At 69.3% G+C, this 24,394-nt stretch carries 21 protein-coding genes; 9 read left to right on the top strand and 12 right to left on the bottom strand.

Annotated elements, in window-relative coordinates:
* Positions 1-29 precede the first annotated feature (29 nt).
* The 5 genes from ACFV20_RS04980 to dnaA form a co-directional block, all read right to left on the bottom strand.
* Complete coding sequence (locus ACFV20_RS04980) at positions 30-605, bottom strand: DUF721 domain-containing protein (protein WP_385652417.1); 576 nt, start codon at positions 603-605, stop codon at positions 30-32.
* Positions 602-1,723, bottom strand: a complete 1,122-nt coding sequence (gene recF, locus ACFV20_RS04975; protein WP_385652415.1) for a DNA replication/repair protein RecF — start codon at positions 1,721-1,723, stop codon at positions 602-604. The genes ACFV20_RS04980 and recF overlap by 4 nt, the downstream gene beginning before the upstream one ends.
* A 72-nt stretch (positions 1,724-1,795) precedes the next feature.
* Positions 1,796-2,671 carry a phosphogluconate dehydrogenase (NAD(+)-dependent, decarboxylating) gene (gnd, locus tag ACFV20_RS04970; RefSeq protein WP_361114601.1) on the bottom strand — a complete coding sequence of 292 codons (876 nt, stop codon included), beginning with the start codon at positions 2,669-2,671 and terminating at the stop codon, positions 1,796-1,798.
* A gap of 208 nt (positions 2,672-2,879) precedes the next feature.
* Positions 2,880-4,010, bottom strand: a complete 1,131-nt coding sequence (gene dnaN, locus ACFV20_RS04965) for a DNA polymerase III subunit beta (protein ID WP_385652413.1) — start codon at positions 4,008-4,010, stop codon at positions 2,880-2,882.
* Between the two features lie 986 nt (positions 4,011-4,996).
* Positions 4,997-7,117: a chromosomal replication initiator protein DnaA gene (gene dnaA / locus ACFV20_RS04960; protein WP_385652410.1), complete on the bottom strand. Its 2,121-nt coding sequence runs from the start codon at positions 7,115-7,117 to the stop codon at positions 4,997-4,999.
* A 374-nt stretch (positions 7,118-7,491) separates the two neighbouring features.
* Here dnaA and rpmH point away from each other — a divergent pair, with 374 nt between their 5' ends.
* The 9 genes from rpmH (at position 7,492) to ACFV20_RS04915 (ending at position 14,452) form a co-directional block, all read left to right on the top strand.
* Entirely contained in the window at positions 7,492-7,629 is a 138-nt protein-coding gene (gene rpmH, locus ACFV20_RS04955) for a 50S ribosomal protein L34 (protein WP_005482975.1), read from the top strand.
* Between the two features lie 21 nt (positions 7,630-7,650).
* On the top strand, positions 7,651-8,022 hold the full coding sequence (rnpA, locus tag ACFV20_RS04950) for a ribonuclease P protein component (protein WP_078615240.1): 372 nt from the start codon (positions 7,651-7,653) through the stop codon (positions 8,020-8,022).
* The gene (gene yidD, locus ACFV20_RS04945; RefSeq protein ID WP_385652407.1) at positions 8,019-8,393 is read left to right on the top strand and encodes a membrane protein insertion efficiency factor YidD; all 375 of its coding nucleotides are present in this window, start codon (positions 8,019-8,021) and stop codon (positions 8,391-8,393) included. The genes rnpA and yidD overlap by 4 nt, the downstream gene beginning before the upstream one ends.
* A gap of 3 nt (positions 8,394-8,396) precedes the next feature.
* Positions 8,397-9,683, top strand: coding sequence for a membrane protein insertase YidC (gene yidC / locus ACFV20_RS04940; RefSeq protein WP_385652405.1), 1,287 nt, complete (start codon positions 8,397-8,399; stop codon positions 9,681-9,683).
* Between the two features lie 15 nt (positions 9,684-9,698).
* On the top strand, positions 9,699-10,211 hold the full coding sequence (locus tag ACFV20_RS04935) for a protein jag (protein WP_385652403.1): 513 nt from the start codon (positions 9,699-9,701) through the stop codon (positions 10,209-10,211).
* A gap of 124 nt (positions 10,212-10,335) precedes the next feature.
* On the top strand, positions 10,336-11,052 hold the full coding sequence (rsmG, locus tag ACFV20_RS04930; protein ID WP_385652402.1) for a 16S rRNA (guanine(527)-N(7))-methyltransferase RsmG: 717 nt from the start codon (positions 10,336-10,338) through the stop codon (positions 11,050-11,052).
* A 289-nt stretch (positions 11,053-11,341) separates the two neighbouring features.
* Entirely contained in the window at positions 11,342-12,418 is a 1,077-nt protein-coding gene (locus ACFV20_RS04925; protein WP_185008886.1) for a ParA family protein, read from the top strand.
* Positions 12,415-13,515: a ParB/RepB/Spo0J family partition protein gene (locus ACFV20_RS04920; protein WP_385652400.1), complete on the top strand. Its 1,101-nt coding sequence runs from the start codon at positions 12,415-12,417 to the stop codon at positions 13,513-13,515. The genes ACFV20_RS04925 and ACFV20_RS04920 overlap by 4 nt, the downstream gene beginning before the upstream one ends.
* Before the next feature lie 319 nt (positions 13,516-13,834).
* Positions 13,835-14,452 carry a GNAT family N-acetyltransferase gene (locus ACFV20_RS04915; RefSeq protein ID WP_385652397.1) on the top strand — a complete coding sequence of 206 codons (618 nt, stop codon included), beginning with the start codon at positions 13,835-13,837 and terminating at the stop codon, positions 14,450-14,452.
* Positions 14,453-14,550: 98 nt separating this feature from the next.
* Here ACFV20_RS04915 and trxA read toward each other — a convergent pair whose 3' ends face one another.
* The 7 genes from trxA to ACFV20_RS04880 form a co-directional block, all read right to left on the bottom strand.
* The gene (gene trxA, locus ACFV20_RS04910) at positions 14,551-14,883 is read right to left on the bottom strand and encodes a thioredoxin (RefSeq protein WP_030847066.1); all 333 of its coding nucleotides are present in this window, start codon (positions 14,881-14,883) and stop codon (positions 14,551-14,553) included.
* 43 nt (positions 14,884-14,926) lie between these two features.
* Positions 14,927-15,895: a thioredoxin-disulfide reductase gene (gene trxB, locus ACFV20_RS04905; RefSeq protein WP_385652395.1), complete on the bottom strand. Its 969-nt coding sequence runs from the start codon at positions 15,893-15,895 to the stop codon at positions 14,927-14,929.
* A gap of 166 nt (positions 15,896-16,061) precedes the next feature.
* Complete coding sequence (locus tag ACFV20_RS04900) at positions 16,062-16,982, bottom strand: hypothetical protein (RefSeq protein ID WP_385652394.1); 921 nt, start codon at positions 16,980-16,982, stop codon at positions 16,062-16,064.
* Entirely contained in the window at positions 16,979-17,704 is a 726-nt protein-coding gene (gene sigM, locus ACFV20_RS04895; protein WP_385652391.1) for an RNA polymerase sigma factor SigM, read from the bottom strand. The genes ACFV20_RS04900 and sigM overlap by 4 nt, the downstream gene beginning before the upstream one ends.
* A 27-nt stretch (positions 17,705-17,731) precedes the next feature.
* Positions 17,732-19,426, bottom strand: coding sequence for a protein kinase family protein (locus ACFV20_RS04890; protein ID WP_385652388.1), 1,695 nt, complete (start codon positions 19,424-19,426; stop codon positions 17,732-17,734).
* A gap of 140 nt (positions 19,427-19,566) precedes the next feature.
* Positions 19,567-21,861 (bottom strand): murein biosynthesis integral membrane protein MurJ, encoded by a 2,295-nt coding sequence (gene murJ, locus ACFV20_RS04885; RefSeq protein WP_385652385.1) that lies wholly within the window; start codon positions 21,859-21,861, stop codon positions 19,567-19,569.
* A 43-nt stretch (positions 21,862-21,904) separates the two neighbouring features.
* Entirely contained in the window at positions 21,905-24,301 is a 2,397-nt protein-coding gene (locus tag ACFV20_RS04880) for a DUF6049 family protein (RefSeq protein WP_385652382.1), read from the bottom strand.
* Between the last annotated feature and the right edge of the window lie 93 nt (positions 24,302-24,394).

Genomic DNA, 24,394 nt, shown 5'->3' with positions numbered 1-24,394 from the left:
CTGTCGACGGGCGGGAAAACCGGTCCCGATCAGCCGTAGGTGTCGCCCGGACCGGTGCTGCCGGGAGCACGCAGCGGGCCGTAGCGGCGAGCGGGGCCACCGGGCCCCTGCACCTTGATCAGCGTCACCCGGCCGTGGCCCAGGTCCTCGTTCAGCCGCGCGACCAGCGTGGGCGCCAGCAGCCGCAGATTCGTCGCCCAGGCCGTGGAGTCGCAGCGCACCGTCAGGACGCGCTCGTCCTCGTCGTACTTCTCCGGCACGCAGTGCTTGGCCACGTCCTCGCCGACGATCTGCGGCCAGCGGCCCATCACACCGCCCACCGCGGCCGGCGCCTCCCAGCCGCGTTCGGTGAGCAGCCGGTTGATCGCGGATCCGAGCGCCATGGGGTCGCGCCCGTCGGCTCGCGCTCCGGAGCGCAGACCTCCGCGGCGCGCCTGCTTCTTCTGCTGCGCCGCGTCCCCCCGCGCGCGTGCCGCCTCCTTGGCCGCACGCAACGCCACGCGCGCGAGGTCGACACCGGACGGCTCGGGCTGCTTCGGACCTCCGGCCGCGAGGTCAGCGGGCTCGGAGGACTGAGGGACGTCGCCGGATGTGTTCTCCGTCATACCCGCTCCACCGTGCCCTCGGACACGGCGAACCGCGTCCCGGACAGCACATGCGGTACGTCGTCGTCGACCGCGGCCGTCACCAGGACCTGCTCGCCCGGCGCGACCAGCTCGGCCAGGCGCTCACGGCGACGGGTGTCCAGCTCGGCGAAGACGTCGTCGAGCACCAGCACCGGCTCGTTGCCCTCCGCCCTGAGCAGGTCGTACGAGGCCAGGCGCAGCGCCAGCGCGTAGGACCAGGACTCGCCGTGGGAGGCGTAGCCCTTGGCCGGCAGCTGGCCGAGCTTCAGCTGCAGGTCGTCCCGGTGCGGGCCGATCAGGGTGACACCGCGCTCGATCTCCTGCTTGCGGGCCTCCGCGAGCGCCGCCATCAGCTGCTCGAAGAGATCCTCGCGGGTGTGCGCCTCACCCGGCGCGGACGGCCTGTACTCCAGCGCGATCGGCCCGCCGCCGGGCGCGAGCTGCTCATAGGCCTTGTCCGCCAGCGGCTGGAGCGCGGCGATCAGATCAAGCCGCTGGGCCAGCAACTCGGCGCCCGCGCGCGCGAGATGCTGGTCCCACACGTCCAACGTGGACATGTCCATGGTGCGACCACCGTGCCGACGGGCCAGCGCCGCCGACTTCAGCAGCGTGTTGCGCTGCTTGAGGACCCGGTCGTAGTCGGAGCGGACCCCGGCCATCCGCGGAGAGCGCGCGGTGATCAGCTCGTCGAGGAAACGCCGCCGCTCGCCGGGATCGCCCTTGACCAGCGCGAGATCCTCCGGCGCGAACAGCACGGTCCGGACGATTCCCAGCACGTCACGCGGTCTGACCTGCGAGGACCTGTTGATGCGCGCCCGGTTGGCGCGACCCGGGTTCAGCTCCAGCTCGACCAGCTGCTGCCGTTCCCCCTGCCGGACCTGGGCCCGGATGATCGCGCGCTCGGCGCCCATGCGGACCAGGGGGGCGTCGGAGGAGACCCGGTGGCTGCCGAGGGTGGCGAGATAGCCGACGGCCTCGACCAGGTTGGTCTTGCCCTGCCCGTTCGGTCCGACGAAGGCCGTCACCCCGGGGTCGAGCGGGACCTCGACCCGGGGGTAGGAGCGGAAGTCGGCCAGCGACAGATGCGTGACGTGCATGGTCGTTTCGCCGACCTCCCCGGACGTTCGTGGACCGCCGTGCGGCCCTGTGGATCTCTGCTTCTGTCTGGACTACTTCTTCTCGACCGCGTGGCCGCCGAACTGGTTCCGCAGCGCCGCGATCATCTTCATCTGGGGCGAGTCCTCCTGGCGGGAGGCGAACCGCGCGAACAGCGACGCGGTGATCGCCGGCAGCGGCACCGCGTTGTCGATGGCGGCCTCCACAGTCCAGCGTCCCTCGCCGGAGTCCTGTGCATAACCCCGCAGCTCGTCCAGGTGCTCGTCCTCGTCGAGCGCGTTGACCGCGAGGTCGAGCAGCCAGGACCGGATGACCGTGCCCTCCTGCCAGGAGCGGAAGACCTCCCGGACGTCGGTCACGGAGTCGACCTTCTCCAGGAGCTCCCAGCCCTCGGCATAAGCCTGCATCATCGCGTACTCGATGCCGTTGTGGACCATCTTCGCGAAGTGGCCCGCGCCGACCTTGCCGGCGTGCACCGAGCCGAAGTCGCCCTCCGGCTTGAGCGCGTCGAAGACCGGCTGCACCTTGGCGACGTTCTCCTTGTCGCCGCCGTACATCAGCGCGTAGCCGTTCTCCAGGCCCCAGACGCCGCCGGAGACACCGCAGTCGACGAAGCCGATGCCCTTGGCCGCCAGCTCCTCCGCGTGCCGCTCGTCGTCGGTCCAGCGGGAGTTGCCGCCGTCCACGACGACGTCGCCGGGCTCCAGCAGCTCGGCGAGCCGGTCGATCGTGGTCTGCGTGGCCTCCCCGGCCGGGACCATCACCCAGATCACGCGCGGGCCGCTGAGCTTGCCCACCAGCTCTTCCAGGCTGTGGACATCGGCGAGGTCCGGGTTGCGGTCGTATCCGAGGACGGTGTGACCTGCGCGGCGGATCCGCTCGCGCATGTTGCCGCCCATCTTGCCGAGGCCGACGAGACCGAGCTCCATCAGTTGTGTTCCTTAGGTTCTGCGACGTGGCGTGGCGGCACGTGTGTACCGCGAGGCACTTTCGTACCCGCGTCCGACCCTAAACCCGGACGCTCGCGCACATCTGTGGGCATACGCGCTCACTCGTACGCCCTCACCTGCGGCTTTGTCCTCAGCCTGTGGACAACCGCCGATGATCCCCAGCCCACCTGCGGCCCTCGGGCCCGGCTCAGCCGCTGAGGCGCACCGGCATGATCAGGTACTTGTAGGCGTCGTCCGCCTCGGCGTCCAGCGCCGGCTTGCCGCTGAGCAGCGCGGGCTTGGTGGACGTCGTGAACGACAGCTGGGCCACCGGGGAGTCGATGGCGCTCAGGCCGTCCAGCAGGAACGTCGGGTTGAAGGCGATCGAGATGTCGTCGCCCTCGAGCTGGGCGTCGACCCTCTCCACAGCCTGTGCGTCGTCGCTGGAACCGGCCTCCAGGATGAGCACACCCTGCTCGAAGCTGAGCCGCACCGGGGTGTTGCGCTCGGCGACCAGGGCCACACGCTTGACGGCCTCCACGAAGGGGGCGGTCTCGATCACGGCGACGCTGTTGAACTCCGTCGGGAACAGCGTGCGGTACTTCGGGAGGTCGCCCTCCAGCAGGCGGGTCGTCGTGCGTCGGCCGGCGCCCTCGAAGCCGATCAGGCCCTCGCCGGAGCCCGAGCCGGACAGCGCCAGGATGACCTGGTCGCCGCTGGTCAGAGCCTTGGCGGTGTCCAGGAGCGTCTTGGCGGGCACCAGCGCGACCGCGGAGGCCTCGGGGTTCTCCGGCTTCCACAGGAACTCGCGGACCGCGAAGCGGTAGCGGTCGGTGGACGCCAGCGTGACGGTGTCGCCCTCGATCTCGATGCGCACACCGGTGAGGACGGGCAGCGTGTCGTCACGGCCGGCCGCGATGGCGACCTGGGAGGCGGCGGAGGCGAAGACCTCGCCGGGCACCGTGCCCGTCGCGTTCGGCATCTGGGGCAGGGCCGGGTACTCCTCCACAGGCAGGGTGTGGAGTGTGAACCGGGACGAGCCGCAGACCACGGTCGCCCGTACACCGTCTGTGGAAATCTCCACCGGGCGGTTGGGGAGCGCGCGGCAGATGTCCGCGAGCAGGCGGCCGGAGACCAGGACCGTGCCCTCCTCCTCGACCTCGGCGTCCACGGAGACCCGCGCGGAGACCTCGTAGTCGAAGCCGGACAGGCTCAGCTGGCCCTCCTCGGTCTTCAGCAGGAGGCCGGCGAGGACAGGCGCCGGCGGACGGGCCGGGAGGCTGCGTGCCGCCCAGGCCACTGCCTCCGCGAGTACGTCGCGTTCCACCCGGATCTTCACTGTTGCCGCCTCCTGCTGTTGCCGGCGCTTCTCGCTCTGCCTGGCCCTCGTCGTCTGTCGCGGTGCCGACGGTCCCTGTGAGGGGAGGACACCGGGGACCAGTCTGACGCACCGCACTGACAGTAGGTGCCTCTCGGGGTCAAGTCGTGACGAGGGGCGGCCGGGCACCGAAGAGCGAGTTGTGCACAGGGCCCCCTTCGAAACGGATTCCCAGCTCTCTCTAGTCGGGAGTAGTAGTAGGGCCTGTGGATACCGTGGATAACCTCGTTTGCCCAGCTCAGGGCGGGAATTTTGTCCACGGGTCCTGTGGGTGGAGGCGGTGGACAACCGGGCGTATCTGTGGAGAACAGAAAGTTCTGCACACGCCGTGCACAGGGTGAGGCGAGTTCTCCCCAGCGCCATCCCCAGCTTTACCCAGCTTTCCCACAGCCCAACCCGGCACCTTCGTGTGACGCCTTTCACTCGACCCGGTGAGGAGGCGCGTCGGGTTGCCGAACAGTGGACAGGCATGTGGAGAAGCGACCGTTTGCTGGGGACAACCGCCCCCAGCCTGTGGGTGGCCGGTGGACAACTCGATGCACAGCCTGTGGATCATCTCGTCGTCCACAGTCTGTGGAGATCCTTCGTCCACCAATCCACAGCCACCTGAGCTGGTCTGATGGTCTTTCACCCAGGGCGGCTGTGGACACGATCTGGACAACTCCCCGGTCCCCAGGATGTGGACGGCAGAAAGTCACCGAATCTGTGGAGGGGGGCCGTAACCCGGCGACTAATCGAACAGCGGGTTGCGGTCGGGTGCCGGACGGAAGCCCGGCGCGGTCCCCGACGGCGCCCTCCCGGGACGTGAAGGAGCCCTCGCGGGGCACGGCGGAGTCCTTCGGGCAGGCAAGCGGACCCTCCCGGACCCTCCCGGACCCTCCCAGGACATGGAAAAGGGCGCCCCCGGAACCACAGGAGGCGCCCTCGGCGGCGTACCGCCGTCGGCGTCAGCCGTTCTTGATGCGGTTGGTCAGCTCCGTGACCTGGTTGTAGATGGAGCGGCGCTCGGCCATCAGGTTGCGGATCTTGCGGTCCGCGTGCATGACCGTGGTGTGGTCGCGCCCGCCGAACAGCGCGCCGATCTTCGGCAGCGACAGGTCCGTCAGCTCACGGCACAGGTACATGGCGATCTGCCGGGCGGTGACCAGGGCGCGGCCGCGCGAGGTGCCGCACAGGTCCTCGACGGTCAGCCCGAAGTAGTCCGCCGTGGCGCCCATGATGGCCGTCGAGGTGATCTCGGGGGCCGAGTCCTCGCCGCCGGGGATCAGGTCCTTCAGGACGATCTCCGTCAGGCCCAGGTCGACCGGCTGCCGGTTGAGCGACGCGAACGCCGTGACCCGGATCAGCGCGCCCTCCAGCTCGCGGATGTTCCGCGAGATCCGGGACGCGATGAACTCCAGGACCTCCGGCGGCGCGTTCAGCTGCTCCTGCACCGCCTTCTTGCGGAGGATCGCGATCCGCGTCTCCAGCTCGGGCGGCTGGACGTCCGTGATCAGACCCCATTCGAAACGGTTCCGCAGCCGGTCCTCCAGGGTCACCAGCTGCTTGGGCGGCCGGTCGGAGGACAGCACGATCTGCTTGTTGGCGTTGTGGAGCGTGTTGAAGGTGTGGAAGAACTCCTCCTGCGTCGACTCCTTGTCCGCGAGGAACTGGATGTCGTCGACGAGCAGGATGTCCATCTCCCGGTACCGCTTGCGGAAGCTGTCGCCCTTGCCGTCGCGGATGGAGTTGATGAACTCGTTGGTGAACTCCTCCGAGCTCACGTACCGCACCCGTGTGCCCGGGTACAGGCTGCGCGCGTAGTGCCCGATCGCGTGCAGCAGGTGGGTCTTGCCGAGGCCGGACTCCCCGTAGATGAACAGGGGGTTGTACGCCTTCGCCGGCGCCTCGGCCACGGCGACCGCGGCCGCATGGGCGAAGCGGTTGGAGGCGCCGATGACGAAGGTGTCGAAGAGGTACTTCGGGTTCAGGCGGGCGGTCGGCTCGCCCGGGCCGGTCGCCGGCGCGGGCTGCGCGGCCAGGGGGCCGGGCGCACCGGTCGTCGGCAGGTTCGGACCGACCGGGCCGCCTCGGTGCACGTGGCCCGAACCGGCCGGGGGCTCGGGCAGCTCCCGGCGCACCGCGTCACGCTGGTCGTAGTCGCCCCGCGACGTGTCGTAGTCGGAGCGCTGCTGGTCGTAGGAGGGCCGCTCGACGGGCTGCGGGCGGTAGTCCTGGGACGGCGGGCCGTAGGAATCCTTGGATCCGTACGTGTCCTTCGGTCCGTAGGAGTCCTGGGATCCGTACGTCTCGTTGGACCCGTAGGAGTCCTGGGACCCATAGGCGTCCTGGGAGCCGGAGCCGTACGTGTCCTGCCCGGGTGACGCGTACGGGTCACGCTCGGGAAAGCCCAGGCGCTGCTGCTGCCAGCCGTACTCGTCCTGCTGCGAGGGTCGCGGCCAGGCGCCGGGCTCGGGGCGCTGGTATTCGGAGGGGTAGGCGGGACGGGCCGTCGGCAGCTGATCTGCGCGCGTAGGCGGAAGCTGGTCGCCGGCCGGCCCGGGGTGGTGCTCGGCGCGGTGCCGGCCGTATCCCTCATATCCGTCCCGGTCCTGACCGTCGTAGGCATCGCGGTCCTGGCGGCCGTATCCGTCACGGTCCTTGCGGTCGTATCCGTCGCGGTCCTGCCGGTCGTATCCGTCGCGTTCGGGGCGGTCGTACCCGTCGCGGTCCGGGCGCGCGGACGGGAGCTCGGGTTCCTCGTAGCGCTGCTGGGGGCGCGCCGGGGGTGCGGGAGGGGCGGGGGGCTCGCCCGCGGAGTCGTCGACGGTGATGGCGATCCGGATCGGGCGCCCGCACTCGCGGCTCAGCGTCTCGCTGACGATCGGCGCCAGCCGGCCCTCCAGTACGCCCTTCGCGAACTCGTTCGGCACGGCCAGCAGTGCGGTGTCCGCGACCAGCGCGAGGGGCTGGCAGCGCCGGATCCAGTGCTCGTCCTTCCCTTCGACCCCTTGGCCGCGCCCCTCCCCGAGGAGCTGCTCCAATACGCGTGGCCACACTGCGGCAAGATCGGCAGGTACGTCAGCCACAGGGCACGCTCTCTCACAGGTCCCACGAACGTGTGGTTCTGGGACGGCTCGGGATGTAAATCGGGTGGGGCAGGGATAAGGGAACGAATCGGAGTTCCGTCACGGTAGTCAGCGCGGCCGGTACGGTTCAAGTTGTTGTCCCCAGCCTGTGGACAAGTGTCTCCCGGCGACTCCCGGTTTGACCGGATGGCGTAGCCGCGCGTACCGTAACCAGGTCGAGTTGTCGATGGCTGCTGCCGCCTGCCTCCGATGGGCACAGATCATTCGGATGATCGGTCAGCGGTGCACTCGGGCGTAACTGCGAGCTACTCGTGGGCGCACGGTGACAGCCAGGACGGCACCCCGCAACTACCGATTTCTTCTGGAGCCCCCGAGTGAGCAAGCGCACCTTCCAGCCGAACAACCGTCGTCGCGCGAAGACCCACGGCTTCCGCCTGCGGATGCGTACCCGTGCCGGTCGCGCGATTCTCGCGAACCGCCGCAGCAAGGGTCGCGCCAGCCTGTCCGCCTGATCCTGATCAGGTCATGACGTCGTGCTGCCTACCGAGCATCGGCTGAGGCGGCGCGAGGACTTCGCGACCGCGGTACGCCGAGGACGCCGGGCTGGACGCCCGCTCCTCGTCGTCCACCTACGTAGCGGTTCCACGGACCCGCACGCGCCTGGGGAGAGCGCTCCCCCGACGCGTGCGGGTTTCGTCGTGAGCAAGGCAGTGGGTGGCGCGGTCGTGCGGAACAAAGTGAAGCGCAGGCTTCGTCACCTGATGCGGGAGCGAGTCGCCCAGCTGCCCCCCGGTAGCCTGGTAGTCGTACGAGCGCTGCCCGGATCGGGCGACGCCGACCATGCACAGCTGGCCCGAGACCTGGATGCCGCTCTTCAGCGGTTGCTGGGAGGGGGCGCGCGATGAAGTACCCGCTGCTGGCTCTGATCAAGCTCTACCAGTGGACGATCAGTCCGCTGCTGGGGCCGGTCTGCAAGTACTACCCATCGTGCTCCCACTACGGCTTCACGGCCATCGACCGGCACGGTGCCATCAAGGGAACGGCACTCACGGCCTGGCGCATCCTGCGGTGCAATCCGTGGTCGCTGGGTGGTGTGGACCATGTCCCGCCGCGCAAGCGCCCGCGGTGGCACGAAACGCTGCGTAACGCGTGGCGTGCACGCAAGGGCGGGTCCTCCGCCGCCGAACCGGCCACCGAGGGACCGACTTCTCCCACAAGTCGGTCCGGATCCTCGAGCCCGGCCGCAGAGACACCGTCCCATGCCCAAGGAGCATGATTAGTGGACACGATTGCCAGCCTCTTCAGCTTCATCACCACACCCGTCTCCTGGGTCATCGTCCAGTTCCACTCGGTGTACGGCGCCATCTTCGGCCCCGACACCGGCTGGGCCTGGGGCCTGTCGATCGTGTCCCTGGTGATCCTGATCCGCATCTGCCTCATCCCGCTCTTCGTGAAGCAGATCAAGTCCACTCGGGCCATGCAGACGCTGCAGCCCGAGATGAAGAAGATCCAAGAGCGCTACAAGAACGACAAGCAGCGTCAGTCCGAAGAGATGATGAAGCTGTACAAGGAGACGGGCACCAACCCGCTCTCCTCGTGCCTTCCCATCCTGGCGCAGTCCCCGTTCTTCTTCGCCCTGTACCACGTGCTCAACAGCATCGCGACGGGCGACACCATCGGTGTGATCAACCAGAGCCTGCTGCAGAGCGCGCAGAAGGCGCACATCGTCGGTGCTCCGCTGGCCGCGAAGTTCACCGACAGCGCGTCGAAGGTGGAAGCACTCGGTGCCTCCCTCACCGACGTCCGTGTGGTCACCGCCGTCATGATCGTTCTGATGTCGGCGTCGCAGTTCTTCACCCAGCGCCAGCTGATGACGAAGAACGTCGACACCACCGTGAAGACCCCGTTCATGCAGCAGCAGAAGATGCTGATGTACGTCTTCCCGGTCATGTTCGCCGTCTTCGGCATCAACTTCCCCGTCGGTGTCCTCGTCTACTGGCTGACCACCAACGTGTGGACCATGGGCCAGCAGATGTACGTCATCCGCAACAACCCGACGCCGGGTTCCAAGGCCCAGGCCACGTACCTGGAGCGCCTGCACAAGCACGTCACCCAGCACGAGAAGGTCGGTCGGCGTCGCGACCGCGCCATCGTGAAGGCGATCGTCGCCAAGGGCCGCGACCGCAACGAGTTCGAGCGCAAGTTCATCAACGGCCTGAGCAAGGCCGGCCTCGCCGCCCAGGCCGACGGAACCGTGATCAAGAGCGAGAGCGCGGCCGCCGCCCAGGCCGAGGACGGTACGCCGACCACCGCAGCCGGCACCCCGAAGCGCCAGCAGCCCAAGCGGCAGAGCAAGTCGCAGCGGCAGCACGGCGGCACCGTCGGCGCGAAGGCGGCCGGTGAGAACGAGCCGAAGACGTCGCTCACCAAGTCCGGCCGGACCGAGGACGAGCCCGCCACCGCTGCCAAGCAGGGCGGTCCCAAGCCCGCCGGCGGTACCCGCAGCAAGGCCCAGTCCGGACAGCGCAAGGGCCCGCAGCGGCCCAAGTCCCCGTCCAAGAAGTAAGAAGGAGTCCATCCCGTGACGGAAGGCACCACCTCCGCCGCTGCCGAGGGTGCAGACACCCTGACTCGCCTGGAGCAGGAAGGCGAGATCGCGGCGGACTACCTGGAGGGTCTGCTCGACATCGCCGACCTCGACGGCGACATCGACATGGACGTCGAGGCCGACCGTGCCTCCGTCTCGATCATCAGCGACACGGGCGGCCGGGACCTGCAGAAGCTGGTCGGTCGTGACGGTGAGGTGCTGGAGGCGCTCCAGGAGCTCACGCGCCTGGCCGTGCACCGGGAGACCGGTGACCGCAGCCGTCTGATGCTCGACATCGCGGGGTACCGGGCACAGAAGCGCTCCGAGCTGTCCGAGCTGGGCGCCAAGGCCGCCGCGGAGGTCAAGAGCAGCGGTGAGGCCGTGAAGCTGAAGCCGATGACGCCCTTCGAGCGCAAGGTCGTGCACGACGCGGTCAAGGCCGCCGGTCTGCGCAGCGAGTCCGAGGGCGAGGAGCCGCAGCGCTTCGTCGTCGTGCTGCCCGCCTGATCGGCCCGTACGTTCTCGGCCCCGTCTGTTGCGCAGGCGGGGCCGAACTTTGTCAGCCTGATAGTTCTGGTGGTTCTGGTGTCGGCGCCGGGTGCGCTGACGCGGTACGGAAGGACGGTCCCCCGTGACGGAGGCAGCGGAGCTTCCCCCCGCGCCCGAGCAGGCGCGCGAGGTGTTCGGTGATCGCTTCGCGGATGCGGTGCGGTACGCCGAGCTGCTCGCCGAGGCGGGCGTACAGCGCGGTCTCATCGGCCCGCGCGAGGTGCCCCGCCTGTGGGAGCGGCACCTGCTGAACTGCGCGGTGCTCTCGGAGGTCGTGCCCGACAACGTCACCGTGTGCGATGTCGGCTCCGGCGCCGGGCTCCCCGGCATTCCGCTGGCGCTGGTCCGTACCGACCTGAAGATCACGCTTCTGGAGCCGCTGCTGCGGCGCACCACCTTCCTCACCGAGGTCGTGGAGCTGCTCGGCCTCGACCACGTGACGGTCGTGCGTGGCCGGGCCGAAGAGGTCATGGGGAAGATCCAGCCCGTCCACGTGGTGACAGCTCGAGCCGTCGCGCCCCTCGACCGGCTCGCCACCTGGGGCATTCCCCTGCTGCGGCCCTACGGGGAGATGCTCGCGCTCAAGGGCGACACCGCCGAGGAGGAGCTGAAGAGCGCGTCGGCGGCGCTGAGCAAGCTGGGCGCGGTGGAGACGTCGATCCTGCATGTGGGTGAGGGTGTGGTGGACCCGACGTCCACGGTCGTACGGGTCGAGGTCGGGGAGAGCCCCGGCGGTGTGCGCTTCGCAGCGAAGCGAGCCAAGGCGGCTCGCACGGGGCGGACGCGTCGTCGTCGCTGAGGAGATCCTGCGGAGTGGGTCTGATCCGTCCTGAGGAAGAGACGTACTCCACACAAGCTGCCAAACCCATGCATGCCGGAGTGTCGCGACAGTCCGGCCACGGCTGCTGTGCATCGTGTTTCACGTGAAACGTCGCTCTCTGCTGCACGGCATCATCAGTCGTGGCCGCGCTGCGGCCGAACCCCGCGACCGAAAGCCTCTTGGTTCACTCGATGAGGGACCTGAGGTATCCACAGAGGTGGATTTCTCCACAGAACGCCAGGCCTCACTGGTTCGCGACCCCGAAGACATGGGAGGCTCTGTTCATTGCGAGCCTGAAGTCGAGGAGAGTGAATCCTTGCGGTCCGACGCCAATATCGCGGGACCGATGACCGATCCGGTCCCCGGTCCCCGTACCGAGTCGATGGGGGCGGATGTTTCACGTGAAACACCGCCTCCGATGGACGACACTCCCATCGGTCGTGCTGCCCAACTGGCAGTGGAGGCTCTGGGCCGTGCCGGCGAGGGCCTGCCACGGCCTGAGCAGACGCGCATCATCGTGGTCGCCAACCAGAAGGGCGGCGTGGGGAAGACGACGACGACCGTCAACCTCGCCGCATCGCTGGCGCTGCACGGTGGCCGGGTCCTGGTGGTCGACCTCGACCCTCAGGGAAACGCCTCCACCGCCCTCGGTATCGACCATCACGCCGAAGTCCCGTCCATCTACGACGTGTTGGTCGAGAGCAGGCCGCTTTCGGAGGTCGTCCAGCCGGTCCCCGATGTCGAGGGACTCTTCTGCGCCCCCGCCACGATCGATCTCGCCGGTGCGGAGATCGAGCTGGTGTCGCTGGTGGCTCGGGAGAGCAGGCTGCAGCGCGCCATCCAGGCGTACGAACAGCCGCTGGACTACATCCTCATCGACTGCCCGCCCTCGCTCGGTCTTCTGACGGTCAACGCCCTCGTGGCGGGACAGGAAGTACTGATCCCCATTCAGTGCGAGTACTACGCGCTGGAAGGCCTCGGGCAGCTACTGCGCAATGTCGACCTGGTGCGGGGGCACCTCAACCCCGCGCTGCATGTGTCGACCATCCTGCTCACCATGTACGACGGCCGGACGCGTCTCGCGTCGCAGGTCGCGGAAGAGGTGCGCACCCACTTCGGCGACGAGGTACTGCGGACGAGCATCCCGCGCTCCGTCCGCATCTCGGAGGCGCCGAGTTACGGGCAGACGGTACTGACTTACGATCCTGGATCGAGTGGTGCCCTCTCCTATCTTGAGGCGGCACGAGAGATCGCGCTGAAGGGTGTCGGGATCAGTTATGACGCGACGCACGCCCATATCGGCGCACAGCAGAACGACCCGAGCATGGTGGAGGGCATCCAGTGAGCGAGCGACGAAGGGGGCTGGGCCGTGGTCTCGGCGCACTGATCCCTGCCGCACCGACGGAGAAATCGGTGGCCCAGGCCGCGGCGGGGAACGTCGTTTCCACGTCTCCCGCGGCAGTGCCCGCGCTGCCGAACGACCGCGGGGTGGCCGCGGCGAAGGTAGCGACGCTGCCGCCTGTTTCACGTGAAACGGAGGAGCCGGCGCAGTCGAGCGCACCCGCAACGTCTGCGGCACCCGTCGGTGCGCACTTCGCCGAGATCCCTCTCGACTCCATCACGCCGAACCCTCGCCAGCCGCGTGAGGTCTTCGACGAGGACGCGCTGTCCGAACTCATCACCTCCATCAAGGAAGTGGGGCTCCTCCAGCCGGTCGTCGTCCGGCAGGTGGGTCCGGCCCGCTACGAGCTCATCATGGGCGAGCGTCGCTGGCGGGCCTGTCGTGAGGCAGGACTGGAGGCGATCCCGGCCATCGTGCGTGCTACGGAGGACGAGAAGCTCCTCTTGGACGCCCTGCTGGAGAACCTGCACCGGGCCCAGCTCAACCCGCTGGAAGAGGCGGCCGCCTACGACCAGTTGCTGAGGGACTTCAACTGCACGCATGATCAGCTGGCGGACCGCATTGGCCGATCCCGTCCGCAGGTTTCCAACACGCTGCGTCTGCTGAAGCTCTCACCGGCCGTGCAGCGGCGGGTCGCCGCCGGCGTGCTCTCCGCGGGACACGCGCGGGCCCTGCTCTCGGTGGACGACTCGGAGGAGCAGGACCGGCTGGCTCACCGCATCGTGGCCGAAGGTCTGTCGGTACGGGCCGTCGAGGAGATCGTGACGCTGATGGGCTCACGGCCCCAGAAGGCGCAGAAGCCCAAGGGTCCGCGTGCCGGCGGACGGGTTTCGCCCGCGCTGTCCGACCTCGCCACGCGGCTCTCCGACCGCTTCGAGACGCGCGTGAAGGTCGACTTGGGGCAGAAGAAGGGCAAGATCACGGTCGAGTTCGCCTCGATGGAGGACCTTGAGCGGATCCTCGGCTCGCTCGCTCCCGGCGAGGGGCCGGTCCTGCAGAAGAGTCTCCTGGAGGGCGACTCCGAGGAGAACGATTCCTGAGCTTCCGGCGAGGAACCTCCACTGTGCAGGTGACGGAGCGGGCCATGTCCGGTGTGTGCCGGAACATGGTCCGCTCTTTCCTTTCTGGCGGTATCGATGGAATCGCTTCGTGGATACGATGCGTCGGGTACGGCGCAACCACTTGGCAACACCTCTGAGAGGGAGGCAGGGGCCATGCGAACCATGAGGCGCACCGGACTGGTGAGCGCCGGTTTGGGCTGGGAGCAGTCGGTGGGTTCATCGGCAGTCTCCTCAGGGAACGGAGTGCTCTGACAGCCGCCCGCGACGCGGCGGGCGAAGGAAGCGAGGATCAGCCTTCATGGGCCGCCGGCTCGTACCGCTCACGCTGGACAACCTCCAGGACCTTCCCAAGCGCTGTCGCTCGTGCGTCTTCTGGGAGCTCGACCCAGTCAGCGGTGAGGCCGCGGTAAAGGCGGGCACGTCCGCCGCGGAGAAGGAAGCCTGGATCTCAGCGGTTCTGCTGGACTGGGGCTCCTGCGGGCGCGTGGTGTATGTCGACGACGTGCCGGTGGGTTTCGTTCTCTACGCCCCACCCGCCTATGTCCCTCGCTCCACGGCGTTTCCCACGAGTCCTGTCTCGCCCGACGCGGTGCAACTGATGACCGCGTTCATCGTGCCCGGCTACCAGGGACAGGGGCTGGGGCGGGTGATGGTGCAGACGGTGGCCAAGGATCTGCTGCGGCGGGGCTTCAAGGCGATCGAGGCGTTCGGCGACGCGCGCTGGAAGGAACCTGCCTGCGTTCTGCCCGCAGACCATCTGCTGGCGGTGGGCTTCAAGACGGTCCGCCAGCACCCCACGCACCCCCGGTTGCGGTTGGAGCTGAGGTCGACGCTCTCCTGGAAGGAAGACGTCGAGATGGCGCTGGACCGTCTCCTGGGAGCCGTGCAGAAGGAGCCGGCGCTGCGACCGCTGTAAGGCAGGCAAACGAATGGGCCAGCCCTTCCGGGCTGGCCCATTCGTGTTTCACGTGAAACATGCGTCGTCGGTGCGACGACTCAGCCGACTCAGCCGACTCACTCGGCGATGAACTCCTCGAGGTCGCGAACGATCGCGGCCTTCGGCTTCGCGCCCACGATGGTCTTGGCGACCTCGCCACCCTGGTAGACGTTCAGGGTCGGGATGGACATGACGCCGTACTTGGCGGCCGTACCCGGGTTCTCGTCGATGTTCAGCTTGACGATCTCGATCTTGTCGCCGTACTCGGAGGCGATCGCCTCGAGGGACGGAGCGATCTGGCGGCACGGTCCGCACCAGGCGGCCCAGAAGTCCACCAGAACGGGCTTGTCGCTCTTGAGGACGTCCTGCTCGAAGGAGTCGTCAGTCACATTCTTCAGGGTGCCGGCCACGGCGGGCTCCTTAACTGTTGGTGCGTGGGGCGGGTAGGGAGGGTCAGGCAGGGGTCTTCTCGGGCTCGGGCTGCTCCTCGTCCGCCAGGGCGGCGAGGTAGCGCTCGGCGTCGAGAGCTGCGGAGCAGCCGGTCCCGGCCGCGGTGATCGCCTGACGGTAGGTGTGGTCGACCACGTCGCCGGCACCGAAGACACCGGACAGGTTCGTGCGCGTCGACGGCGCCTGCACCTTCAGGTACCCCTCTTCGTCCAGGTCGAGCTGACCCTTGAAGAGCTCGGTGCGCGGGTCGTGGCCGATGGCGATGAACAGTCCGGTGACCGGCAGGTCCGAGAGCTCCCCCGTCTTCAGGTTGCGCAGCTTCAGACCGGAGAGCTTCGGGTCGCCCTGGATCTCGGCGACCTCGCTGTCCCAGACGAAGGAGATCTTCGGGTCGGCGAAGGCGCGCTCCTGCATGGCCTTGGAGGCGCGCAGGGTGTCACGACGGTGGACGATGGTCACGGACTTGGCGAACCGCGAGAGGAAGGTCGCCTCCTCCATCGCGGTGTCGCCGCCACCGATCACGGCGATGTCCTGGTCCTTGAAGAAGAACCCGTCACAGGTGGCACACCAGGACACGCCACGGCCCGAGAGGGCGTCCTCGTTCGGCAGGCCGAGCTTGCGGTGCTGCGAGCCGGTGGCGACGATGACGGCCTTCGCCCGGTGCACGGTGCCGGCCGTGTCCGTGACGGTCTTGATCTCACCGCTCAGGTCGACGGCCACGATGTCGTCCGGGACGAGTTCGGCTCCGAAGCGTTCCGACTGGGCGCGCATGTTGTCCATGAGCTCGGGGCCCATGATGCCGTCCTGGAAGCCCGGGAAGTTCTCGACTTCGGTGGTGTTCATGAGCGCACCGCCGGCGGTGACGGCGCCCTCGAACACCAGGGGCTTCAGCGACGCGCGCGCGGTGTAGAGCGCCGCCGTGTAGCCGGCGGGCCCGGAGCCGATGATGATCACGTTACGGACGTCGCTCACGGCTTGATTCCTCGTCTCTGGACTGCGTCGTTCGACCGGTGGGAGCCTCTCTCGGAGCTCTCACCCCACCCAACGGATCCTAAGGGGCGCGCATTCCCGCTGTGTCCGGGCACACGGAGATGCGGCACCAAGCGGTGACCCCGAGAGGCGGAGACGAAGCACTTGATCAGGCGGAGGGATAGGTGCGCTCCAGGAGCACCTCGCCGGTGTCCGTGGACGGTGTGTGGTCCACGCATGTGGCGTCGACGATGTAGGCGGTGACCCGAGTGGCGTCGGAGGCATCGGGAAGCAGCACGAGCATGGCCTTCTTCCCTTGGAAGGTGCCGTTCTCGGTGGCGAGGGCGGTCTCGTCGCGCCCGATGCCGTCTCGGACGCAGCCGGGCACGACGGGCTCCCGGAAGACCTTGGGCTGGTTGGTGCCGGGGGCTGTCGCCGCGCCCAGCGGAGTGCGAGAGCCGCCCTCCTTGGTCTTGTTCTTCGCCAGCAGATCGGTGACCTGCTTCTGCAGCTTTCCTTCGGAGAAGGTGTCCGCGGCGGTGGTCTCCCTTTCGCCTGCGGTGTCATGGGTGTCGCCGAGCGACGACAGCAGCACGGAGCCCAGCCCCAGGGCAGCCACCGTGAAGACGGTCCCCAGGACGGCGATCCTGCGCCGTCCGGCGCGGGTGCGGCCCTTGCGGCCCGGGCCGGTGGTGGAGGAGCGGGGGCGCCCTGCAGGCCGATCGGCGGGCGTCGATGTTTCACGTGAAACCCGCACCCCGCTGTCGTCCTCGGAGGTGGCACCGGAGGAACCCACCGGCTCCGGCTCAGGGGGCTCCGGCGAGTCCGGGCCGTCGGCGTTCAGCAGGGCTTCGGCGGCAAGGGCGGCATCAATGCGCCCGGCGATCTCAGCGGGCATACGCGGGGTGCCCGGCAGCGTGCCGAGCAGGCCCCGGATCTCCTCCAGCGAGCTGTACACGTCCGCACAGAGCTCGCACTCGTCAAGGTGCCGCCGCAGGTCGGTGGACCGGTCCGGTGGGAGGAGCCCCTCGGCGAGGTCGGAGATCTCCGCGACGTCCGGGTGCCCGGCCATGTCTGTCGTCGACGTCACGCTCGTCCACCTCCGCCCTTCGCTGCGGCTGGGTCGCTGGGTCCCTTGTCCGGGGGGTCGGGTTGACGCGGCCCCGCTGCGGGTGGGACGGCCGACCCCTGCGTCCGGTTCCGTTCTCCACCCGGGTTCTTACCCTCGCCGCGATGGTCCGGTCGTAGGTGGGTGAGCAGCGGCAGGAGTCTCGCCCGTCCGCGCGCGCATCTGCTCTTCACCGTGCCGGTGGGCACATCGAGGATGCGGGCGGCCTCGGCTACCGGGTAGCCCTGCATGTCCACGAGCACGAGGGCGGCACGCTGGTCCGCCGGCAGGGTTCCCAGGGCTTCGATGAGCTGCCGGTGGAGATCATTGCGCTCGGCGGGGGCCGAGGCCGACTCGTGCGGCTCCAGCAACTGCTCCAGGCGCTCGGTGTCGTCCACCGGGGAGGTCTTCCGGGAGGCGGCCTTGCGGGCACGGTCCAGACAGGCGTTCACCGTGATCCTGTGCAGCCACGTCGTGACGGCCGACTGGCCCCGGAAGGTGTGGGCGGCCCGGTAGGCGGACACAAGGGCGTCCTGCACGGCGTCAGCGGCCTCCTCGCGGTCGCCGAGCGTTCGCAGGGCGACGGCCCAGAGGCGGTCGCGATGCCGCCGCACGATCTCACCGAAGGCATCGGGGTCGCCTTCGACGTGGCGGGCGAGCAGATCCTGATCGCTCACTCCGTCATATCCGGTGCCGTCTGCCATCGGCCTCCTTCCTCGAGGCAGATGCGGTCAGCTGGTCACCTTGATGTCCACGACCCGGCCACGGTAGTTGCCGTCCTCCGTCAGGGGCAGCTTGGTCAGCCACACCAGGACGTACCGGCTCTTCAGCGACTCGTCGGGCTTGAGAGTCACCGTCGTACCGGACCCCTGGGCGACCTGCTCGTAGCCGTCGAGGGACTGGGGCTGGGTGGTCGCGTCACCCGCGGCACGCAGCTCCACGGAGGTGGCGCCCTTGAACGAGACCGTCACCTTTCCGACCTCCTGAACCTTGCCGAGGTCGAGAATGACACCCACACCGGACTTCAGCCGGCCGAAGTCGGCGCTTCTGTAGAAGCTCGTCTCCCAATACGTACCGGGCGCGCTGTCGTAGAGGCGGTTTGTCTCATCCGGGTTCTCGGAACCGTCATTGCCCAACGGGTCGAAGTCCGTGGCGCCCTGGATGGCGATCGGCTTGCCGGACGCGGGCTTCTTCGGGCTCTTGTCGTTCCCGTCGTTCGTCTGCGTCTGGCCCGGGTCCTCGTTCTTGCCGCCCTGGTCCATGAGCGCGTCCGCCAGCTGCCAGCTGCCGAGGCCCAGCGCGGCGATCAGGAGGGCGGAGACGGCCCACTTCAGGGCCTTGCCCGTGCGGCTCTGGAGCGGGGGCGGCGGAGTCGGGACCGGCTGGGTGACGCCGGGACGCGGGGTCTGGCGGCCGTACGTGCCCTGCTGGTAGGTCGTGCGCTGGTACTCGGGCGGGGCGGTGAACGCGGGCTCCGGCGGGCGGATGCGGGGCATCTCACCGATCGCCTTCACCAGTTCCTCCGGCGTGGTGCACGGCGACTCGTGCCGGGAGGCGGTGGCGCCGTCGTTGGCGAGCGCGCGCATGGAGAGCTCGGACAGGCCGCGGTGCACACCGGCCCGCACCTGGTCCGGGGCGATGAGCCCGATGTCCTTCGGCAGGCCCGACAGGCCGTAGGCGTCGTTCTCGTAGGGCCAGCGCTGGGTGAGCGCCGCGTACAGCAGGGCGCCTATGGCCTCGGTGTCGGTGCGCTGCGGCGTGTCCGACGAGACGCCCCGCAGCGCGGCGTTGACCGCGAGGCCGCGGATGCGCCACTGGCCGGTCGAGGCGCGCAGTACGGCGTTGGGGTTCAGCCGCAGATGGGCGAGGCCCTCACGGTGGGCGGCCGCCATCGCGGAGGAGACCTGACTGACCATCTGGTAGGCGTCGTAGGGCTCCAGAGGACCGGAGGCGAGGAGCGTGGTCAGTTCCGTCGCGTCGGGGAGCCACTCGTGGACGACGTAGACGACGTCGTTCTCCTCCACCGCGTCCAGCACCTGGACGAAGCGGGGGTCACCCAGGAGGGCGGAGGAACGGGCGGCGGCCAGGACGGAGCGGGCCCGTGAGTGGTCGGCGGGCAGGATGTGCACTCCGACGGCACGGCGGAGCTTCTCGTCGACGGCACGCCAACTGCTGAAGCCGTCCAGCCGGGTGACGCACTCCTCGAGACGGTAGCGTCTGGCGAGCTTGTGGCCACTGTGCAGTTCGGGCGGCGAGGTCGTTCCGGCACCGTCGGTCCTGGTGCTCTCCTGTACCTCGTCGCTGTCCGTGTCCCGCTCCCGGTTCTTGGCCACCCCGTCGGCCGTGGACTGGTCCGCCTGTGCGGTCAGCGACGTCTCGCCGCTGTTGTCTGCCACGTCGACGGCAGCCGTACTCCGATCCGCCACCGTCGTTCCTGCCTCCCCATCCATTACGCCCCGGCCGGCATCCAATGTGCGCCGTCCGACGCCGAAACCAATTGTGCCCACAGTCCGCCGCTATGCACGACACGCGGTGGCTGACGATGGTTGTGCGCCTACCCCCCGACTCAGCGTCCCAGGCGTCCGCGGACCATGCCGACCAGGGAGTTGAGCTCCTCGATGCGCATGCGGCGGGCGGCGACGAAGAAGATCGCGAGCAGTACGGCGCCGCCTGCCAGTACGGCGGCCAGCGAGCCGGCGGGGCCCTGGCCGAGCGTGTGGCCGATGCCGTAGCAGGCCGCGCCGCTGAGCAGGGCGGCCGGGACCGATGCGATGCACAGGCGGGCGTAGGTCCGCAGGACACGGGCGCCGTCGAGGTCCCCGCCCAGCCGCTTGCGCAGCCGTCGCCAGGCGACGCCGACGCCGATGGCGTAGGCCAGGCCGTACGAGGCGGCCATGCCGACCACGGCCCAGCGGGACGGGAGGACGAAGTAGCAGATCGCCGAGGCGCCCGCGTTGACCGCTGCGACGATGACCGTGTTGTAGAAGGGAGTTCGTGTGTCCTCGTAGGCGTAGAAGGCGCGCAGGACCACGTACTGCACGGAGTACGGGATCAGGCCGAGACCGAACGCCATCAGCATGATGCCCATGTTGGTGGCCTCGCTGGTGCCCGAGGAGCCGAACATCAGCGTGCACATCGGGATGCCGAGGGAGAGGAAACCGAACGCGATCGGCACGATCGCGACCGCCGTGTTGCGCAGACCCTGGGAGATGTCGTCGCGGACGGCTCCCCCGTCGCCCTCGGCGGCCGAGCGCGACAGACGCGGCAGCAGGGCCGCCATGAGGGAGACCGTGATGATGGCCTGCGGCAGGCCCCAGATCAGCTGTGCGTTGGCGTAGGCGGCGAAGCCGGTGCCGTCGACCGGCGAGGCCTTGCCCGCCGCGGTCGAGAGCTGGATGACGATCATGGCGCCGGCCTGGTTGGCGAGGACGAACAGCACGGTCCACTTGGCGAGCGTGACGGCCTTGCCGAGGCCCTGGCCCTTCCAGTCGAAGCGCAGCCGAAGCCGGAAGCCGGTCTCGCGCAGGTAGGGGATCATCGCGAGCGCCTGGACCACGAGGCCGAGCAGGACGCCGATGCCGAGCAGGCGCTGGCCCTCCGGCGGGATGGTGGTGGCCTTCATCCCGGAGTCGGCCGCGGTGCCGTAGACGTAGATGAACATGCCCAGCGTCACGATGATGACGATGTTGTTCAGGACCGGAGTCCACATCATCGCGCCGAACTTGCCGCGGGCGTTGAGGATCTGGCCCATCACCACATGGATGCCCATGAAGAAGATGGTGGGCAGGAAGTACTGGGCGAAGGTGACGGCGACCTCGTTGGCCGCCGGGTCGCTGGCGACCGGGTTGGACAGGAAGCGGATCAGGAGCGGCGCGCCGAGGACCGACAGCGCGGTGAGTGCGCCGAGCGTCACGATGACCAGGGTGAGCAGGCGGTTGGCGTACGCTTCGCCGCCGTCGTCGTCCTCCTTCATGGCGCGCACGAGCTGCGGCACGAAGACGGAGTTGAGCCCACCGCCGACGGTGAGGATGTAGATCATCGTCGGTAGCTGGTAGGCGACCTGGAAGGTGTCACCGAGCAGACCGACACCCAGCGCCGACACGATCAGCGCGGAGCGGATGAAGCCCGTGAGGCGGGAGACCATCGTGCCCGCGGCCATCACGGCGCTGGACTTCATCAGGCCCGCCGCGCGGCCGCTCTTCTTCGGCGCGGGCGGTGCCTCGGGCTCCGGCTCGGGTGCCTCGTCCACGAGGTGCGGTCCCGCCACGGTCTGATCGGCGGCCGGGTAGGGCCCCTGCGCCGCGTACGGGCCCTGCGCCGGCTGCCGCGGGGCCGGCGAGGGGCCGGGGACCGACGGCGGCTCGTACGAGGGGTGACCGCTGCTCTGCTGCTGGTCACGGAAGAGGTGTGCGAAGGCGTCCTGCTCCTGGCGGGGCTCGCCCGCCTGGGAGACGAGGTCGTCCACGCCCACGAACTGTGTGGTGCGGGGGTCGTCGCCGTAGGGCAGGTGCCGCGTGGGGCCCTCCGGCTCGGGTGCGGGCGTCTGGGCCCACACCTGCGGGTCGGGCGCGTACGGCGACTGCGGCGGCCGGCCGTAGAGCTGCTGTTGCGGCTGGTACGTGCCGGGGGCGGGCGGCGGGTGCGCGGCGCGGTCGTAGAGCGCCTCGCCGACCGGGTCCTGCGCGGAGAGGTCCTGCGCGCGGTAGGGGTCCTGCCGGTAGGCGTCCTGGAGGTACATGTCCGTGGGCGGCTGCGGCGGCACCTGGCCGTGCTCGGGCGGTGAGCCCTCGGGCCCGCCCGCGTCGGGGTGGCCCGAGCCGCCCGCGGCACGGCCGCGGTCACCGTCGTACGGCGCGTTCATGGTTACCCCACCTCATCGTCCCGGGCCCACCGGCCACGATTTCTCAACGGTCCACTCTCTCACCCGGGCCGGACGGGTCGGCGCTTTCCGCTGCGGTGTCCGGGGCCGGGTCACTCGGCTGCTCGGGGGTGTCCGCGCGTGCGCCGGCCTCCGTCTCCTCCTTGGGACGCGTGCCGGTGGTGTCCGGGTTCTGCGGAGCGCCGTCCCGCTCCTGCGGGCCGTCGACCTGGTCGTCCGCCTCGGTGGTCTCGTCCTCGGCGGCCCCGCGGGCGGCGGCGCGCTTGCGGTGGGTGTACATCCGGAAGCCCGCGAGGACCAGGAGCAGGACACCACCGCCGATGACCAGCATCACCGTGGGCGTGACCTCGGTCACCCGCACGTCGAAGGTGACCGGGTCGCCGTACCTCTGCCCGTCCTGCGTGTACAGCTGGGCGACGACTTCGGCCCGGCCGTTGGCATTGGCCGACGTGGTGAACTTCACCGACTGGGCGTGGCCGCCGTTGACCGTGACGGGCTGCTCCTCGTAGGCGTCGCCGCCGATCTTGAGTCGCGTGGGGTTCTTCGAGGTGAGCCGAAGTTCCAGGTGGTCGACGCCCTGGACCAGGTTGTTCTGGACGGTCACGGGGATCGTGGCGCTGCGGCCGGAGAGCTTGGTCTCCGTCTTCTGGATCAGCTTGACCCCGTCGATGAGTCCGTTGAGGTAGGACTCGATGCCGTAGCGGTAGCCCGCCGCCGCGACGCCCCGGCCGCGCCACGACGTGGACATCTCGCGGTTCATGGCCCGTCCGAACGGGGTCACCACCCGGGCCTGGCGGGTGAGGATCACCTTGAACTTGTCGAGCTTGGCCTGGGTCCTGGCGATCTGCTCGAAGGCGGCCCGCTGCAGTTCCTGCTTGCGCAACGCGGGGGGGTAGGCGGAGGGCACCTTGGTGTTGGCGGACGGGTCCGGCTTGGCCTTGGCGGCGGCCGTGAGGTCCTGCGGCTCGGACCAGGTCCCGACCTGGAGGGCGCCCACCGCCTCGGCCATGGCCTGTGCCTGGCTCACGGACGGCATGCGCTGCGGGGCGACGACGACGCTGCGCTGCTTGCCGGTCTGCAGGCCGAGCGTCAGGCTCTGGGCCAGGAAACGCTGCACGGCGAGCGTGGAGGCGGAGGCCTTGGTCAGGTCGCCCTGGAACGCCGTGGACATCCGGGAGTCAGCGACGACGGCGGTGGTGCCGCCGCCGATGGGCCGGGCCGCTGAGGGCGTGTACGACAGGTTGTCCTGGAGGCTGTCGCCGCGGGTGAGCACCTTGTCGGCGCCCGCTGATGTGGCGACCTTCACGATGGAGGGGTCGACGGCGCCGTCCACCGGCCAGGCGAAGTCCGTGGACGGTTTCACGTGGAGGATGGTCTCCACCGTGTCGTCGGCGACGTCGGTGGCCTCCTTGAGGTGGTTCAGCGACCCGGTGACGCTCGTGCCGTTGTGGGCGAGGGAGGCCAGGTCCGGGTCGCCGAACGGCAGGGCGGTGACCTCCTCGCCCGTGACCGCCTGCTGGAGCTCGGCCAGCCAGTGCTTGGCGACTTCCTGGTTCTTTCCGGGGGTGGTAGTGCCGTCCGCGCCGCGGACCTCGTAGCTCCCTGTCATGGCGTCGACGGACGCCAGCAGGTCCGGGTCGATCACCCAGGTGACGTCGAGGCCCTTGCCCAGCGACACCATCTGGTCGAGGCGACCGCCCGGGGCGATCTCGTCGGCGAGCTCGTCGTCACGGAAGACCGGTGTCTGCTGTTCGTTCGACCCCGTCTCGGCCGCCATGTGGGCACTGGAGACCAGCGGCCACAGGAACGTGGTCTTCGTCTTGGTGTCGGTTTCCTCCGGCTGCCACGGCAGGAACGTGCGCTGGACGCCGAGAACCTTGTCCCAGGGCTGTGCCGCGGTCTCACCGGAGAGCGCGACGGCCAGCTGGTAGACGCCGTCGCGGCCGAGATCCAGCTTGTCGGCCGGCACGGAGATGCTGAACGGCTCCGCGACGCCGGGGGTGAGCGCGGAGAACTTCTCGGTGTACTTGCCGCCGACCTTCTCTCCGGTGGGTCCCTGGAGGTCGTCGCTCTTCTTGGCGAGGGTGTCGATCGCCGAGCGGGTATCCAGCGGGGGGCCCACCTGAAGGTCGACGTGGGCACCGGTGACCGTCTGCCTGCCGTTGTTGGTCACCGTCCCCGAGACGGTGACCGTGTCTCCCTCGGAGGGGGCACTGGGGCTCAGCGAGTCGACCGCGACCGACACCGAGCCCTTGCCGGCGGCCTGCGGGGACTCCGGTACGGCCGCGTCCGCAGGCGTTGCCGCGGGCAGCTGGAGGAGCCCGGCCAGCAGGGGCGCGCCGGTGAGCAGTGCCCCGGTGCGCCGCAGCCAGCGGCGGGCAGGTGAGGCACTGGTCCCTCGGAAGTCTGCCGCCTCGGCCACGCGCTCGTCCGTCCCTCGTCGTCGTCAGTGGTCGTCGGAATGTGCGTCCACGCATGGTAACGATGCCCGCTGAGGGGAAGTGCCGCGGTCCGC

Origin of the sequence: Streptomyces sp. NPDC059696 (assembly GCF_042733745.1) — a bacterium.
In the GTDB taxonomy this organism is placed as follows: Bacteria; Actinomycetota; Actinomycetes; order Streptomycetales; family Streptomycetaceae; genus Streptomyces.
This window is presented reverse-complemented; position numbering and strand designations above follow the sequence as displayed.